Below are 16095 nucleotides of genomic sequence, written 5' to 3'. Positions count from 1 at the left end.
TGTCGGCTGCGTCATCGGCACCGGATTCGGCATCGGTTTGCACCGCGTCCGCTCTGGCAACGTCATGATCGCGGCCGCGTCCGCGTCCGCGACCGCGTCCACGCGACCGGCCATGCTCGGCTATCGGCGCCGCCACGTCCTCGCCTTCGGCCTCGAGTTCATCGAGCACGGCGTCGGCTTCAGGCTCCTCGTCCTGCGCATAAGTCGGAATCGAATCCGGCCGGATGGTTGCGGCGATCGCCTTGGCCTGATCGAGCGACATCACCTGCTCCCCGCGATCGATCGCGAAAGAGGGGTGGCCGGTCAGGCTCTGATCCACCGTGACCGAGATCGAGACCTTGAAGCGCTCCTCGAGCATCCGCAGATGCGCGCGCTTGTGATTGAGGACATAGATCGCGACATCGGACCGCGACCGCACGATCAGATTATGCGTAGCGCCCTTGAGCAGCGTCTCCTCGAGCGCACGAACGAGCTGCAACGCGACCGATCCGACGGCGCGAACATGGCCGGTGCCGCCGCAATGCGGGCAAACCTCGGTCGAGCTTTCCAGCACCGACGAGCGGATGCGCTGGCGCGACATCTCCATCAGGCCGAAATGCGAAATACGTCCGACCTGAATGCGGGCGCGATCGCTCTTGAGCGCTTCCTTGAGCTTGCGCTCGACCGCACGGTTGTTGCGGCCTTCATCCATGTCGATGAAGTCGATGACGATCAGGCCGGCGAGGTCGCGAAGCCGGAGCTGGCGGGCGATTTCGGCCGCCGCCTCCATATTGGTCTTGGTCGCGGTTTCCTCGATCGAATGCTCGCGGGTCGCGCGGCCCGAATTGACGTCGATCGCAACCAGCGCCTCGGTCTGGTTGATCACGACATAGCCGCCGGACTTGAGCTGCACCGTGGGCTGGAACATCGCGTCGAGCTGGGACTCGATGCCATAGCGCGTGAAGATCGGCTGCGGGTCGTTGTACAGAATGACGTTCTTCACCGCGCTCGGCATGAGCATGCGCATGAAGTCCTTGGCCTCGCGATAGGCGGCTTCGCCCTCGACCACGATCTCGTCGATGTCCTTGTGGTAGAGGTCGCGGATCGCCCGCTTCACCAGCGAGCCTTCTTCGTAGACGAGGGTAGGGGCGGTGCTCTTGAGCGTAAGATCGCGGACCGTTTCCCACAGGCGCAGCAGATATTCGAAGTCGCGCTTGATCTCGAGCTTGGTGCGTGACGCGCCGGCGGTGCGCAGGATAACCCCCATGCCCTCCGGCACCTCAAGCTCCTCGGCGATCTCCTTCATGTGCTTGCGGTCTTCCGCATTGGTGACCTTGCGGGAGATACCGCCGCCGCGCGCGGTGTTCGGCATCAGCACCGAATAGCGTCCTGCGAGCGACAGATAGGTGGTCAGCGCCGCGCCCTTGGTGCCGCGCTCTTCCTTGACGACCTGCACCAGCATCACCTGCCGGCGCTTGATCACTTCCTGGATCTTGTAGTGCCGGCGATAGCGCGGCGCCCGCTCCATCACCTCTTCGATGGCGTCGCCGCCGACCGATTCGACGACCTCTTCTTCCTCTTCCTCCTCGCTCTCGGCGTCCTGACCTTGCGGCTCTTCATCGTCGAGATCCGCGTTGGCGGGTTCGCTGTCGCCGGTTTCGCTGTCGCCCGCGTCGCTGAAGGCGGTGTCGCCGTCGACAGCCGGATGCGAGGCAAGCTCTTGCGGTTCGGCCTCGGCAATCGCCTCGACGATGTCGACTTCCGCCGTCGCTTCCGCGGCGGCCTCGGCTTCGGTCGTTACCGCATCAGCCTGCGGCGCCGGCTCGTCAGCCTGAACTGGAGCGGCTTGCGCATCATGGCCGGCAGCTTCGGTGACAGCTTCTTCGGCTGGCGCATCCGCAGCAGCGGATGACAGCGTCTCGTGACCGAGGGGCTCGTCGTGCTCGCCGTCCTCGACCTGTGCATGCGTCTCGCTCGACGGGTGGGCGCTGTGGTCCTCCGCCGGGAAGGGTTGCTCGTCCGCGAATGGCTGCGCGGTGTCGCCTTCGGTCTGCTGCGCCTCGACGACGTCGCTCTTGACGACGTCACGTCCGCGATTGCGGCCGGCGCCGCGTCCGCGATTGCGTCCGCGCCGTCCGCGGCGCTGTTCGCCGCCATTGTCATCTTCGTCGCGCTGGGCTCTGCGCTCGTCCTCGAGCAGGGCCTGACGATCCGCGACCGGGATTTGATAATAGTCCGGATGGATCTCCGAGAAGGCGAGGAAACCGTGCCGGTTTCCTCCGTAATCCACGAAGGCGGCCTGCAGCGACGGCTCTACGCGCGTGACCTTGGCCAGATAGATATTGCCGCGAAGTTGTTTGCGGTTTGCGCTTTCAAAGTCGAATTCTTCGACACGATTGCCGCGCAGAACGACCACCCGGGTCTCTTCGGGATGGGTCGCATCGATCAGCATTTTGTTGGACATCGAATCTTCTCTTGATCCCGAACGGGCTCACGTCCGTCAGGCGGAAGCCGCGCGTCAAAACGCATCGCGCGCGTCCGGGATATTGTGTGCGTGAATGAGCGGGTCCTGTGTCGTGGCGCGGACCGATCTCGCTCTGCCGGAGAAATCCGGTTGTCGGAGAGCTGCCCCTGGCTTCCACCTGCGCCATCACTTCAAAACCCACGGCGGGCGACCCTTTGCTTCTTCAGCCGGGCCGCAATTCGTTTGTGTTGCTTTCGCATCTGCATGACGCCCGGTTGTGAAACTGGCGCCGCTCCCGCCGACCTTGCAATTCAGCCGCTCAAATCCCGCGCTGAATCCCAAGACGCCAAAACTCGCTGTCACCGGCTGATCGGGCCTTCCGCCGCCTGCGCGTGGCAGGGGGTCGGGCAAGGTCCAAAACGCTCCGCCAGCTCTGCGTCCGGACCCTCATGCCGGCGCGGTCTTCGAGGCGAGCGTGCCGGTGCCTGAACGCGGCACGGCTGAAACTCTGCAAACCGTAAGCAGTGACCTTATTAAGGCGCGGATGAACGGATAGCAAGCGAGCAATCGCCCCTCCAAACCCGGTTTGGCCGTTTAACTCATTAGAATATCTCGGATTTTCCTTATTCCGCATTTGCCCAAAAGGCTGGGGGACGCACCGCCCGCGACAGGTCAAAGACCCGGGTCGGGGCCTTCAATGTCGCGTGACATGGCAGAAACCGTTTCCCGGTGCGGCGACTCGGCCAAAATTTGGCATTAGGATGGGAAATGTCCCTGGAGCGCCTGCTCGATGAGAACACGTGTTCGGAGGCGACGGTTCAAGCAGGAGGAAATCGCATGAGCATTTTCGGGAAAATCTTGTCGGCCATCGGTTTGGGATCGGGCTCGGCAGCGGCGAGTACGGGATCCGCGGCGGTTCCGGGCGGCGGTGGCGCGGCAATGCCCCAGGTCGATGTGGAGAAGGTCGTGTCCGGACTGGCGGCCCAGAAGAAAGAGAAGCTCGACTGGCAGAAGTCGATCGTCGACCTGATGAAAGTCCTGGACCTCGATTCCAGCCTGAAGAACCGCCAGGAGCTTGCGAAGGAGCTTGGCTACACCGGCGACATGAACGACTCGGCCAAGATGAATATCTGGCTGCACAAGCAGGTGATGACCAAGCTCGCCGAAAACGGCGGCAAGGTGCCCGATAGCCTCAAGGCCTGATTCGCGACGCTCAATCCAAACGCGCTCCCGGATGCGCCCGCATCCGGGAGCTTTTTTGTCCGGTGCCTCCGCCGCACGCACACCCGGCTGGACCTGCTGCGGAGAACAGGGGGGTTAATCTCCGCATCATTTGCGGAGATCAGGTTCGGTTTTTCACAGAAGCAGCCTAGGCGACGAATTTGACGCCGACGGCCCGACCGCGCCGCCATCGGACCTCGCAGCGTCTGCCGGCGCGGCTTGCGCGCGTGAAGGTGAGGGTGAAGCGGTTCGGCAGCCGCTCTGCGCTGTCGACCTTCAGCTGCGCGCCCTCGTCATGCATATCGACGACCGTGCAGGGACGCAGCGCGAAATCCGCCTCGGGTGCAAGCCATGCTTCGCATTGTACGCGCCGCCGTGCCTTTCGCGATTTTCGTCCCAACAGAGCCATTGTCCCTCGAAGTCCCATGGCGCGGCACCTAAGGCCGCCACCGCGCAAATTCCATGCGCCCGTAGCAGCCTGGCCCAGCGGTCGTCATCGGGGCGGTCAACAAAGGGTTAACGGTCCCGGTCAGCCTTTCGCGACGCGTCGGCATCGCCCGTCTGCGGCAATCGCCGCAGATCGCCGCCGCACATTAAGTGCGCATTAACCGAACCCTCCCTAGGGCGTAAGGACCGGACCGGGAGGGCTGATCGTGGCCGGCCGCTGGACGACCATCGGTATCATTGCTGCCGTAGCCCTGATGCTGGGCGGGATGCCGCCCGCACGCGGCCAGGCGCGCACCGCCGCGTCGTCCTTTCCGGTCGCGACCGACATCCGGCTCGCCGGAGACGAGCACGCCACGCGCCTCGTGATGGATGTCACGACGACAATCGGGATACGGGCCTTCACCCTGGCCGATCCGTACCGTGTGGTCGTCGATATTCCGCAGACGGTGTTTCAATTGCCCGCGAAAGCCGGAGAGACCGGCCGCGGGCTGATCAAGGCGTATCGCTATGGTCTGGTGATGGCCGGCGGGTCGCGCATCGTCATCGACGTGACCAAGCCGGTGCGGATTGAAAAGGCGACCGTGCTGGAGGCCCGGGGCGGGGAGCCGGCGCGCCTCGTGCTCGATCTCAGCGCAACCGATCGCGAAGCCTTCATGCGCCACCTCGCGCTGGATCGCACCGCCTTGCGCGCGAGCCAGTCGCCGTCCCCTCCGGTGGCTTCGCAGGATGCGCGATCGCGCGATCCGCGGCCGCTGATCGTGATCGATCCGGGTCACGGCGGGCCCGACACCGGCACCAAGGCCGGGGGCGGTGACATCCTTGAAAAGAACGTGGTGCTGGATTTCGCCATCACCTTGCGCGACCAGCTCGAAAAGAGCGGGCGCTATCGCGTTGTGCTGACTCGCACCGACGACACCTTCATCCCGCTGATCGAGCGCGTGAAATTCGCCCGGCAGCGCCAGGCCGAATTGTTCATTTCCGTACACGCGGACGCGCTGCCGAAATCGGAGGGCGACGTGCAGGGGGCCACGATCTACACCCTGTCCGATACCGCGTCCGATGCGGAAGCCGCGCGCCTCGCGGAAGCCGAGAACCGGTCCGACGCGATCGCCGGGATCGACCTCACCAAGGAGCCGGACGATGTCGCCGACATCCTGCTCGATCTGGCCCATCGCGAGACCAAGACCTTTTCCCACGCCTTTGCGCGCCTGCTGGTCGGCGAAATGAAGTCCTCGGTCCGGCTGCACAAGAAGCCGCTCAAATCGGCCGGCTTCGTCGTGCTCAAGGCGCCGGACGTCCCTTCGGTGCTGATTGAACTCGGCTACATGACCAACCGCCAGGACCTGAAGCTTTTGACCTCGGAGGCATGGCGGGCCAAGGCGGCCGGCACCATGGTGAAGGCGGTCGAGCAGTTTTTCCGGACCCGGCTCGCCGGGGTCGACGCCGCGGCCAGGCAGCGGTAACCGGTTGCGCCTAAAGCCTCAGTTTCGACATGAAAAACGGCCACCAGATCGGGGTCGGGGTGCTGCCAATCCAGCGAAAATCCGATATGGTTGCGTATGTTTTAACGGCGTCGCCCGCGGCCTGTGCCGCGCGGGTCCGATTCGCGCCCATGGTTGAACCGTCATGAGACTGTTGCTGCGCTTCTTCGGCTTCCTGTTCGCGGTCGGCACGATTCTGTTCCTGGTCGGCGTCGCCGGCGTCGCGGGCATGATGTGGCATTTCTCAAAGGACCTGCCGGATTATTCCCAACTGCAGGACTATGAGCCGCCGGTGATGACGCGCGTGCATGCGTCAGACGGTTCGCTGGTCGCCGAATATGCGCGCGAGCGCCGCCTCTATCTGCCGATCCAGGCGGTGCCGAAGCGGGTGATCCATGCCTTCATCTCGGCCGAGGACAAGAACTTCTACGAGCATGGCGGTCTCGATTTCACGGGCATGGCGCGCGCGGGCCTGCTCTACGCGCAGCAATACGGCACCGGACGCCGCCCCCAGGGCGCTTCGACGATCACCCAGCAGGTGGCGAAGAACTTCCTTCTGACCAACGAAGTCTCGTTCGCCCGCAAGATCAAGGAAGCGCTGCTGTCGATGAAGATCGAGCGCGCCTATACCAAGGACAAGATTCTCGAACTGTATCTCAACGAGATCTATCTCGGCTTCTCCGCCTACGGCATCGCGGCGGCGTCGCTCTTGTATTTCGACAAGTCGGTGCATGAGCTGACGATCGCTGAAGCGGCGTATCTCGCCGCGCTGCCGAAGGCGCCCTCGACCCTGCATCCGTTCCGCCAGCGCGAGCGGGCGACCGAGCGGCGCAACTACGTCATCGATCGCATGGTCGAGAACGGCTACATCAAGGCGGAAGAGGGCGAGGCTGCCAAGAAGCTGCCGCTTGCCGTCACCGCTCGCCCGACCGGCTCGCATATTTTCGCCGGCGAATATTTCGCGGAAGAAGTCCGCCGCGAGATCTACGACCGCTACGGCGAGAAGAAGCTCTACGAGGGCGGCCTGTCGGTCCGCACCACGCTCGATCCCAAGCTGCAGCAGCTTGCGCGCAAGGCGCTCGCCGACGGCATGATCCGCTATGACGAGCGGTCCGGCTATCGCGGCCCGATCCAGAAGCTCGACATCTCGGGTGACTGGGGCGTCAAGCTCGCCGAGGTGAAGGCGTTGTCGGATATCGGCTGGAAGATGGCCGTGGTCCTCGAAACCTCCGATCAGTCTGCGCGTATCGGCTTCCAGCCGCCGCGTGAGCCGGGTGGTGCGGTGGTTCGCGAACGCCGCGTCGGCATCATCCCGCTCGAAGGCGTGAAGTGGGCGAAGCCGGCAGCCGGGCCGCAGCGTGGCCGCGTCCCGACCAAGGTCAATCAGGTCCTCGAACCGGGCGACGTGATCTATGTCGAGCCGCTGGACGGCAAGACCGGCCAGGACGTGCAATACCGCCTGCGGCAGGTTCCGGAGATCAGCGGCGCGATCACGGTCATGGATCCATGGACCGGGCGCGTGCTCGCGATGGTCGGCGGCTTCTCCTTCGATCAGAGCCAGTTCAACCGCGCGACGCAGGCTCTGCGTCAGCCCGGTTCGTCGTTCAAGCCGTTCGTCTATGCCGCGGCGCTCGACAATGGCTACACGCCCTCGACGGTGGTGATGGATTCGCCGATCTCCATCAGCCAGGGTCCGGGTGCGGCGGCCTGGACACCGCAGAATTACTCGGCGGGCAAGTTCTACGGTCCGCAGACGCTGCGGTTCGGCATCGAGCATTCCCGCAACGTGATGACGGTGCGCCTCGCGCAGGACGTCGGCATGCCGCTGATCGCCGAATACGCCAAGCGCTTCGGCGTCTATGACGATCTGCCGCCTTACCTGTCGTTCGCGCTGGGCGCGGGCGAAACCACCACGCTGCGCATGACCGCGGCCTATTCGATGTTCGCCAATGGCGGCCGGCGCATCAAGCCGACCCTGATCGACCGCATTCAGGATCGCTACGGGCACACCATCTACAAGCACGACCAGCGCGAATGTCGCGGCTGTGACGCGGATCGCTGGGCCAACCAGCCCGAGCCGACCCTGATCGACAAGCGCGAGCAGGTGATCGATCCGATGACGGCTTATCAGATCACATCGATGATGGAGGGGGTGGTCCAGCGCGGCACCGCCACCGTGATCCGCGAAGTCGGCAAGCCGGTCGCCGGAAAGACCGGCACCACCAACGACGAAAAGGATGCCTGGTTCGTGGGCTTCTCGCCCGATATCGCGGTCGGCGTCTATCTCGGCTTCGACAAGCCGCGGCCGATGGGACGCGGCTCGACCGGCGGTCTGTTGGCGGCGCCCATCGTGCGCGACTTCCTCAAGGCGGCGCTGGCCGACAAGCCGGCCGTTCCGTTCCGCGTGCCCGCCGGCATCAAGCTGATCCGCATCGATCCGAAGAGCGGGATGCGCGCGGGACCCGGCGCCGAGCGGGTGATCCTCGAAGCCTTCAAGCCCGGCACAGCGCCGCCCGATTCGTACTCGGTCGTCGGCTATTCGGACTCCGGAGGGGAGCGATCATTCGAGCCCGCGGGCGGTCCGCCGCCTTCGGCTGCGCCGCAGCAGCCGGCCTTCGTCAATCCGCTCGAGCGGCTTTTCCGCCCGGGTCTTGGCGGGTTGCACTGAGCGGCGAAGCCTCCCATCGTTTTTCTCCCGTCAACGCAGGGACCGGTTGCAACGCAGCCGGTCCCTCGCTAAATGCGCTGACACTTTTCCTGTGAATGCCTGATCATGCGCGCTGAAACCCAAAGCATCGTCGAAGACATCAAGCGGTCCGTCGGACTGCTGAGGAGGCATCTTTGACTTCGATGCATCCAATGCTCGTCTTGCCGAACTGAACCAGCTCGCCGAAGACCCGGCGCTGTGGAACGATCCCGAGCGCGCCAGCAAGGTGATGCAGGAGCGCAATGCGCTGGAAGACCAGCTCAATGCGATCGGACGGATCGAGCGGGAGCTTCAGGATCAGGTCGAAATGATCGAACTCGGCGAGGCCGAGAAGGATCAGGCCGTGATCGCCGATGCCGAACAGGCGATCGCCAAGCTCAAGACGGAAGCCTCACGTCGCGAACTCGAGGCTTTGCTGTCCGGCGAAGCCGATGCCAACGACACCTTCCTTGAGGTTCATGCGGGCGCGGGTGGGACCGAAAGCCAGGACTGGGCGGAGATGCTGCTGCGCATGTTCGTCCGCTGGGCCGAGCAACATGGCTACAAGGTCGAGTATCTCGAAGAGTCGCCCGGAGAAGAGGCCGGCATCAAGTCGGCCACGGTGAAGATCAGCGGGCGCAATGCCTATGGCTGGCTGAAATCGGAAAACGGCGTGCACCGGCTGGTGCGCATCTCTCCGTTCGATTCCAACGCGCGCCGTCATACGTCGTTCGCCAATGCGCGCGTCTACCCGGTGGTCGACGACCGCATCGTCATCGACATCAAGGAATCGGACGTGCGGGTCGATACGATGCGCGCGCAGGGTGCTGGCGGTCAGCACGTCAACAAGACCGATTCCGCGGTCCGGCTGACGCATATTCCGACCAACACCGTGGTCGCCTGTCAGGCCGATCGCTCGCAGCATAAGAACCGCGCCAGGGCATGGGACATGCTGCGCGCGAAACTCTACGAACTCGAGTTGAAAAAACGCGAGGAGAAGGCTGCCGCGGAACAGGCGGCCAAGACCGATATCGGATGGGGGCACCAGATCCGCTCTTACGTTTTGCAGCCGTACCAGATGGTGAAGGATCTGCGGACCGGCGTGTCGACCTCCGATACGGCGGGCGTGCTCGACGGCGATCTCGATCAGTTCATGGCCGCGGCGCTCGCACAGAAAGCCTTCGGCGGCGGTCCTGATCACGTCGACGACGTCGAGTGATCGTTGTCGTCACGGTTGGTGCGTGACGAACGATGATGCATTGTCTGTGAGCTGTCGAAGAAAAGTGTTTGCGTCACGCGTCGGCGGCGAGCGCATTCAAGCGAATGCTTGCGCGCAAAGGCACAGCGCCATCGCACTCAGCAAGTATCGCAGTCAGTAAGTATCGCAGTCAGTAAGTAGCGCAGACGGTGAGAAGCGCACCCACTAAAGGCGACTGAGAAGAAGTATCGCCGGGGCGGACCAAAGCGGGGCATTGCCTGACTGATGCTGCCCCTGAGGCCCGCGCCGGCAACCCGTTCGTGTGAATGAGCCGCTACGCTTTCAGCCGAACGATCCGAAACCGATCTTCGCGGCTTGCTGCATCGGTGGTTCCACTACGACCTCCGTGCTTGTGGCTTCACAAGCGTGAGCCTGAATCATCCAGCCCGAAAGTCAAGTCACGAAACGTGGCATTGTGGACGGGCGACACAAGAGACTGTGAAGGCGCGCATTTCAATGCGCGGACATCACGTCGCCATTGTTGGAACCGCGTGCGGGAAAAGTTCCTCGCGCTTCACGATCCGTCGCTTCAGCTTTGCATCGTGCAAGCGTCATTGCGTTCGTTTGATTGCGCGAGCGCGCCGTGCAGCGGAAGCATCAGGCGAAACAGAACTGCGCAAGCCATTCGTTACGCCGGCCTTGTGTCATCATGCTGGACAAGGACCTTCTGTCGGAGCTTGTCGTTACGGCCTTGACGGGCGTCGACCTCAGAGCAAGCCGAGACGCATTCCGGCGCGCAGATATTTCTGCGGGTCGACGGCTTCACCATCGACGCGGGTTTCGTAATGAAGATGCGGTCCGGTGGAGCGTCCGGTCGATCCGATCTTGCCGATGACCTGTCCGATCTTGACGCTTTGGCCGACCTTGACGTCGATCGCCGACAGATGGGCATATCGGGTCGCCAATCCGTTCCGGTGTTCGATCTCGACCATCTTGCCGTAGCCACCGTTGTTTCCGGCGATGGTGACGGTGCCGTTCGCTGTCGCGCGAACCGGCTCCCCGGTTTCGCCGCGCATATCAAGCCCGGTATGCATCGCAGGTGAGCGAACGAACGGGTCCATGCGCATACCGAAGCCGGACGATGTGTCGATTTCGCCGCTGACCGGCTTTCGGACCGGCACATCGAGCAAGGTCCGCGTCAGCCGCTCGACCTGCGAGCGCGAGAGGTGAACGCGATAGAGTTGCCGCTCGAACGACTTCTCGTCAGACGCAGGATTGGCCGCCACGAACGGACCGCCGACGCCGGCCGGCGGTGGCACGGTCGACACCTTGCCAGGATTGATCCCGAGATCGGTCAATACGCTGCGGATCCGTCGTGCGCGCGACTCGAAAGTCTCCTCCAGGGCGCTCAGCGAATGTCCCTGCTTGGCCTCGATGCGATCGAGCGATTCCTGCATGCGTGCCAGGACGCCCTCGACACCGCCGCGCGTCTTCGTCGCACGCAGGGAGAGCGAGGGCAGGAGGCCCGACCGCGCCTCGCGATCAGGCGACGCCTGGAACCGCGCCGTATCGTTGACCGGGGAGGGCTTCGACGCGGAGCCACGGGATGCGTCGGCGCCACGGCCTGTCTTCGGGATCGAGCCGGTGGGCGTCATGTCCGGCAGCGAGCTCAGGGTCGCCGCGCGTTGCTCGAGCACCGATTGCTTGCGCAACAGCGCCTCGAGCTTCTGCTCGAATTGCTCCTGATCCAGCAGCTGGCGGCTCGTGATCCGGTCCACCTGCGCCCGCAATTCGGCGATCCGGTCTTCGTAGGCAAATTGCATTTCCGCCTGGCGGGCGATCAGGCGCTTCAGGACATCGTCATGGAAGGCGAAATAGGTTCCGGTCACGACCGACCAGCCCGCCATCGTCACCAGCGTGCCGACCACGATCCAGAAGGCGACGGGGCCGAGGCGCACCTGACGGCGGCCATGGACCAGCGTGTAATGGGCCGGGCCGGCGCGGCGACGCGATTTCTGCTGGTGCTGGGGTTGCGCCCGGTGCTGCGGCGCCTGCGGCTGGCGATAATGATGCGGATCGGGCTGACGCGGATCGTGGTGATGCGGATCGCCCTGATAGGGGTAATGGCCGTCGGGATATTCGTAGGCCCAGTGCTCCGCGACCTGCTGAGATTGGGGGTGAGTCGAATAGGACCGATAGGACATGAAGGCTCCCCGCCAGACCGTCGGCGGGCCGACGCTGAACAGCGCCGATTTCAGTCACTTATGGTTAATTTTCCGCAAATGGTTCCTTGATACAGTCGCTATAATGCCTTTGCTGCCGCGAGGACGTCTTCCGCATGCCCAGGCACTTTGACATTGTGCCAGACCCTGGCGACTCGCCCATCCGGACCGATCAGAAACGTGGTCCGTTTCACGCCCATGAATTTTCGCCCGTACAGCATCTTCTCGCCCCAGACGCCGTAGGCGGTCAGCGTGGTGTGGCTCTCGTCGGAAAGCAGGGGAATCGTGAGGCCATGCTTTTCCCGGAAGCGGGCGAGTTTGCGTACCGGATCGGCCGAGATCCCGACGACGCGCGCGCCGGCCCTGCCGAACTTCGCCTTCAGCCGGGAAAAGTCCGACGCTTCGAGCGTGCAGCCGGGCGTGTCCGCCTTCGGATAGAAGAACAGGACGAGCGGTTGTCCGGCGAAATCGGCGAGCGAGATTTCCTTGCCGGAATCATCGGCGAGACGGAAAGCAGGAGCCTTGTCACCCTCGGCCAAGCCTTCTGTCATATGCCTTCCTTTCGACGCTTTCGAACGCTCAATCTGGCCGCAGGGACCCGCCCTGGGGCGAGGGCGGGCAAACATCCGCAGGGGTCCGTATGGCGGGACCAGGTGAATCGGCCTGGTGACGTTAGCGGGGCCGGCGACACGGACAAGGGGATGTCCGACCCGGCATGACCAAACCGGCTGCTCGTCTTCAGGGTTTGCGGAGTCTCGAAGACACTCTTCGGGAACACCGCAGCACGTGCGGCACCGACCTGAAATCGCGCGCCCTGCGTCTCTGGTGGCGCGTGCGGCGTTTCTCCCGACGGCCGAGGGTTCGCCGCATCGGCCTTGGCGCCGGTGCAACCGTCGCGGCTTTGCTTTTCATTGTCGGCGCCTTGTGGTTGCGGCTCGTCGTCGCCCCTGTGGACATCAGCTTCGTTTCGACGTGGCTCGCCTCCGCTATTGAGCAGAATATCGGCCGGTCGCATCGCGTCGCGATCGGCGGCGCGATGATCGAGCGCGACGCGAGTGGCCGCACCTCGGTCCGGATCCGCGACATGGAGGTCCGCGACGCCGACGGCGCGGTGATCGCAAGCGCGCCTCGGGCCGAAGTCGCCTTGTCCGGTTCGGCGCTGCTGCGCGGCGAAGTGCGGGCGCGCCGGGTCAGCCTGGTCGGTGCCGCACTCTCCGTCCGCATCGAAGAGGACGGACAGGTCACGATTTCGGCCGGCGACGAGAAGCGGCCGCTTGCGGTCACGCCCGCCATCGTGCGAGCGGCTCCGCCGCACACGACACAGCAGCCGGCCGAGGCCGCGGAGCCCTCCGCGCTGACCGGCGCGGAACGCTTCGTCGGCCTGATCGGGTGGCTCGACCGAATCTCCACGCTCGGTCTGGACGGTCAGGGACTGGGCGAGATCGGGCTCAAGGACGGCGTCCTGAAAGTCGACGACCTGCGCACCGACAAGCATTGGGTGTTCGAGCACATCAATTTCAGCGTCAACCGTCCCGGTCACGGTCTCAGCGTCACGCTCGGCTCCGAGGACCGGCAGCGTCCCTGGCAAATCGCGGCGTCGATCCGGCAGGCCGGGGTCGGGCGGCGGCTGATCGGCATCGATTTGCGGCAGGTCTCCAGCAAGGACCTCTTTCTCGCAACCCGGATCGGAAGCGGGCAGATTCATGCCGATGTTCCGCTGTCCGGATCGATCCGCGCGGAGCTCGGCCCGGACTCACTGCCGCGCGTCGTGGAAGGCAAGATCATCGTCGGCGCCGGCCTGATCGGCGACCCCGCCGATGTCGGCGGACATTTCCGCATCGATCATGCGGACGTCACGCTCGACTGGGATGCCGACCGGCGCAATCTCACGATGCCGTTCCAGATCATCGCCGGAGCGAACCGGTTCACGCTGCTGAGCCGGTTCGATGCGCCTGGCCTGTCGAACGATCCATGGCGGGTGACGGTGACCGGCGGTTCGGTGGTTCTGAGCGACGGCGCGGGCGATCCGCAGCCGATCGTCCTCAACAAGGTGCTGCTGCGCGCGAACCTCGACCTGGTCCGGCGGCGGATCGATCTCGTGCAGGGCGATATCGCCGGCGGCGGCATCGCGGGGTCGCTGAACGGCAGCTTCGATTTCTCGTCGGAGCCGCGGCTGGCCGCGGGAATTGCGCTTACGCCGATGTCGGCGCCGACCATGAAGAAAGTCTGGCCGGTCTTCGTGGCCACCAAGGTCCGCAACTGGGTCGTCGAGAATGTCCATAGCGGCCACGTCGAGCGCATCGATATCGCGACGAATTCGCCGATCGACAATCTCAGGGAAGACGGGCCGCCCATCGCTCAGGACGGATTGTCGGTCGATGTCACGCTCCGCAATGCGGTGGTCCGTCCGGTGATCGGGCTGCCGCCAATCACCGACGCCGATGTGACCACCAGCATCAAGGGACGCCGCGTCGTGGTGGCGGTCGGGCGGGGCTATGTCGATCTCGGCGGCGGGCGAAAGCTCACGGTGAGCAACGGCGTTTTCGAAGTCCCGGACACCCATCCGAAAGCGCCGCCGGCACGGGCGCAATTCCGGGTCGACGGGCCGGTGCCGGCCGCGCTCGAATTGCTGGCGAGCGAGCGGCTGCGGGGCCAGGCTTCGGTCCCGATGGAGTCCGCCAACAGCCGCGGCAATATCAGCGGTCAGGTCCGCGTCGAATTGCCGATCACCGCCGATCCGCCTCCGGGCGCCACCCAATATGCCATCAGTCTCGATGTCGCGGGCTTCGCCGCCGACAAGATGGTGATGGGCCAGAAGATCGAAGCCCAGGGCCTCAAGGTGACCGCCGACAATCGCGGTTATCAGATCAAGGGCGACGTCCGCATCAACGGCACGCCCGCGACGCTCGATTATCGCAAATCCACCGACAATCCCGACGCCGATGTGCAGGTGAGGGCGACGCTCGACGAAGCGGCGCGCGCGCGATTTGGTTTCGGCACGGGGCCTGCGCTCGCGGGTGCCATTCCGGTGCGCATTGCGGGCAAGATCGCCGACAACAAGGATGTGCGCCTGAGCGTCGAGGCCGATCTTGGGCCGGCCAGGATCGACAACCTGCTTCCCGGCTGGGTGAAGCCGCAGGGCAGGCCGAGCCGGGCGAGCTTCACCGTGCTGACCAGCGACAAGGTCACGCGGTTCGACGACATCGCCATCGACGGTCCGGGCGTGAATGTGCGCGGCAATGCCGAGCTGGACGAGAAGGGCGACATTGCCTTGGCGAACTTCCCGGTCTTCGCCTTGTCCGACGGCGACAAGACGAGCGTAAAGGCCGAGCGTGGATCGGACGGCGCCTTGCGGGTGTCGATGCGCGGCGACGTCTATGACGGACGAAATTTCGTGAAGAACTTCTTCGGCGGCGGAGGCGAGCCCGAAAAGTCGAAGTCTCCGCCGATCGATCTCGATTTCGACATGCGACTCGGCGCCATCGCCGGTCATAACGGCGAAGCCCTGCGCAGCGTCGAAATGCGAATGACGCGCCGCAACGGACAGATCAAGGCCTTCGCGCTGAGTTCGCGGATCGGACAGAACGGGACGCTGACCGGCGACATGCGCGCTTCGGCGCAACGCCGCGCCATGCTGCATTTCGAGACACAGGACGCCGGCGCGCTGATGCGTTTCACCGACACCTATCCGCGGGTGCAGGGCGGTCACATGGCGGTTGCCATGGAGGTGCCGACGCCCGATCAGGCGCCGCAGGAAGGCATCGTGAGCGTTCAGAATTTCGCGGTGCGCGGCGAACCCAAACTCGCCAGCGTGGTCGGCGGCGGATCGCAGAATGACGGGCGCGGCATCGACTTCACGCGGTTGCGGGTCGATTTCACCCGCACCCCCGGCCGGCTCCAGATCAAGGAAGGCATCGTTCAGGGGCCGGTGATCGGCGCGACCTTGGAAGGCAATATCGATTTCGCCAGGAACGACGTGCGCATGCGCGGCACGATCGTGCCGCTCTACGGGATCAACAATCCGATCGGCCAATTGCCGCTGGTCGGCGCCTTCCTCGGTGGCCCGAAGGAGGGCTTGTTCGGCTTCACCTATCAGGTCGTCGGACCACCGAGTGCGCCGACGCTCAATGTGAATCCGGCATCGGGCCTGATGCCGGGCTTCCTGCGCAAATTCTTCGAATATCCGACCGCGCGGCCGATGGAGCCTGCCGAAATCGCGCCGGTCCCGCCGATGCCGATCCGCTAAAGCACATTCAGTTTTCGCAGAAGCAGATCTCTCTTGCTGTCATCGCCCGCGAAAGCGGGCGATCCAGTCACCACAACGGCTTCAAGAGCTGGATGCCCCGCTTTCGCGGGGCATGACAAGACATGCGAGATACGATTCCACCTCAACCGAA

At 64.4% G+C, this 16095-nt stretch carries 9 protein-coding genes; 5 read left to right on the top strand and 4 right to left on the bottom strand.

Annotated features, from left to right (window positions below; genetic code table 11):
- Positions 1–2443 (bottom strand): Rne/Rng family ribonuclease (locus VN004_RS18830; protein WP_325613330.1); only part of this gene is annotated, 2443 nt, incomplete at its 3' end.
- Positions 2444–3280: 837 nt separating this feature from the next.
- Between VN004_RS18830 and VN004_RS18825 the strand changes: the two genes are divergently transcribed.
- A complete protein-coding gene (locus tag VN004_RS18825; RefSeq protein ID WP_325613329.1) occupies positions 3281–3646 on the top strand; it encodes a DUF3597 domain-containing protein in 366 nt (121 codons plus the stop codon).
- A gap of 166 nt (positions 3647–3812) precedes the next feature.
- Here the strand turns inward: VN004_RS18825 and VN004_RS18820 are convergent, their stop codons facing one another.
- Positions 3813–4073, bottom strand: a complete 261-nt coding sequence (locus VN004_RS18820; protein WP_325613327.1) for a PilZ domain-containing protein — start codon at positions 4071–4073, stop codon at positions 3813–3815.
- A gap of 244 nt (positions 4074–4317) precedes the next feature.
- Between VN004_RS18820 and VN004_RS18815 the strand changes: the two genes are divergently transcribed.
- From VN004_RS18815 to prfB, 3 genes are all read left to right on the top strand, one after another.
- A complete protein-coding gene (locus VN004_RS18815) occupies positions 4318–5574 on the top strand; it encodes an N-acetylmuramoyl-L-alanine amidase (protein ID WP_414710354.1) in 1257 nt (418 codons plus the stop codon).
- A gap of 163 nt (positions 5575–5737) precedes the next feature.
- Positions 5738–8260: a penicillin-binding protein 1A gene (locus VN004_RS18810; protein ID WP_325613325.1), complete on the top strand. Its 2523-nt coding sequence runs from the start codon at positions 5738–5740 to the stop codon at positions 8258–8260.
- A 105-nt stretch (positions 8261–8365) separates the two neighbouring features.
- Positions 8366–9497, top strand: a protein-coding gene (gene prfB / locus VN004_RS18805; RefSeq protein WP_325613321.1) for a peptide chain release factor 2 whose coding sequence is annotated in 2 segments (ribosomal slippage) — positions 8366–8434 and positions 8436–9497 — 1131 coding nt in all. Because the reading frame shifts where the segments join, the coding sequence is not laid out codon by codon here.
- A 746-nt stretch (positions 9498–10243) separates the two neighbouring features.
- Here the strand turns inward: prfB and VN004_RS18800 are convergent.
- The gene (locus VN004_RS18800; protein WP_325613319.1) at positions 10244–11680 is read right to left on the bottom strand and encodes a M23 family metallopeptidase; all 1437 of its coding nucleotides are present in this window, start codon (positions 11678–11680) and stop codon (positions 10244–10246) included.
- Positions 11681–11778: 98 nt separating this feature from the next.
- Positions 11779–12249, bottom strand: a complete 471-nt coding sequence (gene bcp / locus VN004_RS18795) for a thioredoxin-dependent thiol peroxidase (RefSeq protein WP_414710353.1) — start codon at positions 12247–12249, stop codon at positions 11779–11781.
- A 350-nt stretch (positions 12250–12599) separates the two neighbouring features.
- On the opposite strand from bcp, the gene VN004_RS18790 reads away from it, so the two are divergent.
- Complete coding sequence (locus VN004_RS18790; protein ID WP_325613317.1) at positions 12600–15944, top strand: AsmA-like C-terminal region-containing protein; 3345 nt, start codon at positions 12600–12602, stop codon at positions 15942–15944.
- The last annotated feature ends 151 nt before the right edge of the window (positions 15945–16095 follow it).

Source organism: Pseudorhodoplanes sp. (assembly GCF_035565855.1).
Classification (GTDB): Bacteria; Pseudomonadota; Alphaproteobacteria; order Rhizobiales; family Xanthobacteraceae; genus Pseudorhodoplanes.
The sequence above is the reverse complement of the archived record's forward strand: the minus strand, read 5'-3'. Positions and strand labels throughout refer to the sequence as shown.

What these genes read in the sequence shown, in the direction of transcription:
- VN004_RS18820 (WP_325613327.1), bottom strand. Translation starts at nt 4,073, where the DNA reads ATGGCTCTGTTGGGACGAAAATCGCGAAAGGCACGGCGGCGCGTACAA.
- VN004_RS18800 (WP_325613319.1), bottom strand. Translation starts at nt 11,680, where the DNA reads ATGTCCTATCGGTCCTATTCGACTCACCCCCAATCTCAGCAGGTCGCG.
- VN004_RS18825 (WP_325613329.1), top strand. Translation starts at nt 3,281, where the DNA reads ATGAGCATTTTCGGGAAAATCTTGTCGGCCATCGGTTTGGGATCGGGC.
- bcp (WP_414710353.1), bottom strand. Translation starts at nt 12,249, where the DNA reads ATGACAGAAGGCTTGGCCGAGGGTGACAAGGCTCCTGCTTTCCGTCTC.
- VN004_RS18810 (WP_325613325.1), top strand. Translation starts at nt 5,738, where the DNA reads ATGAGACTGTTGCTGCGCTTCTTCGGCTTCCTGTTCGCGGTCGGCACG.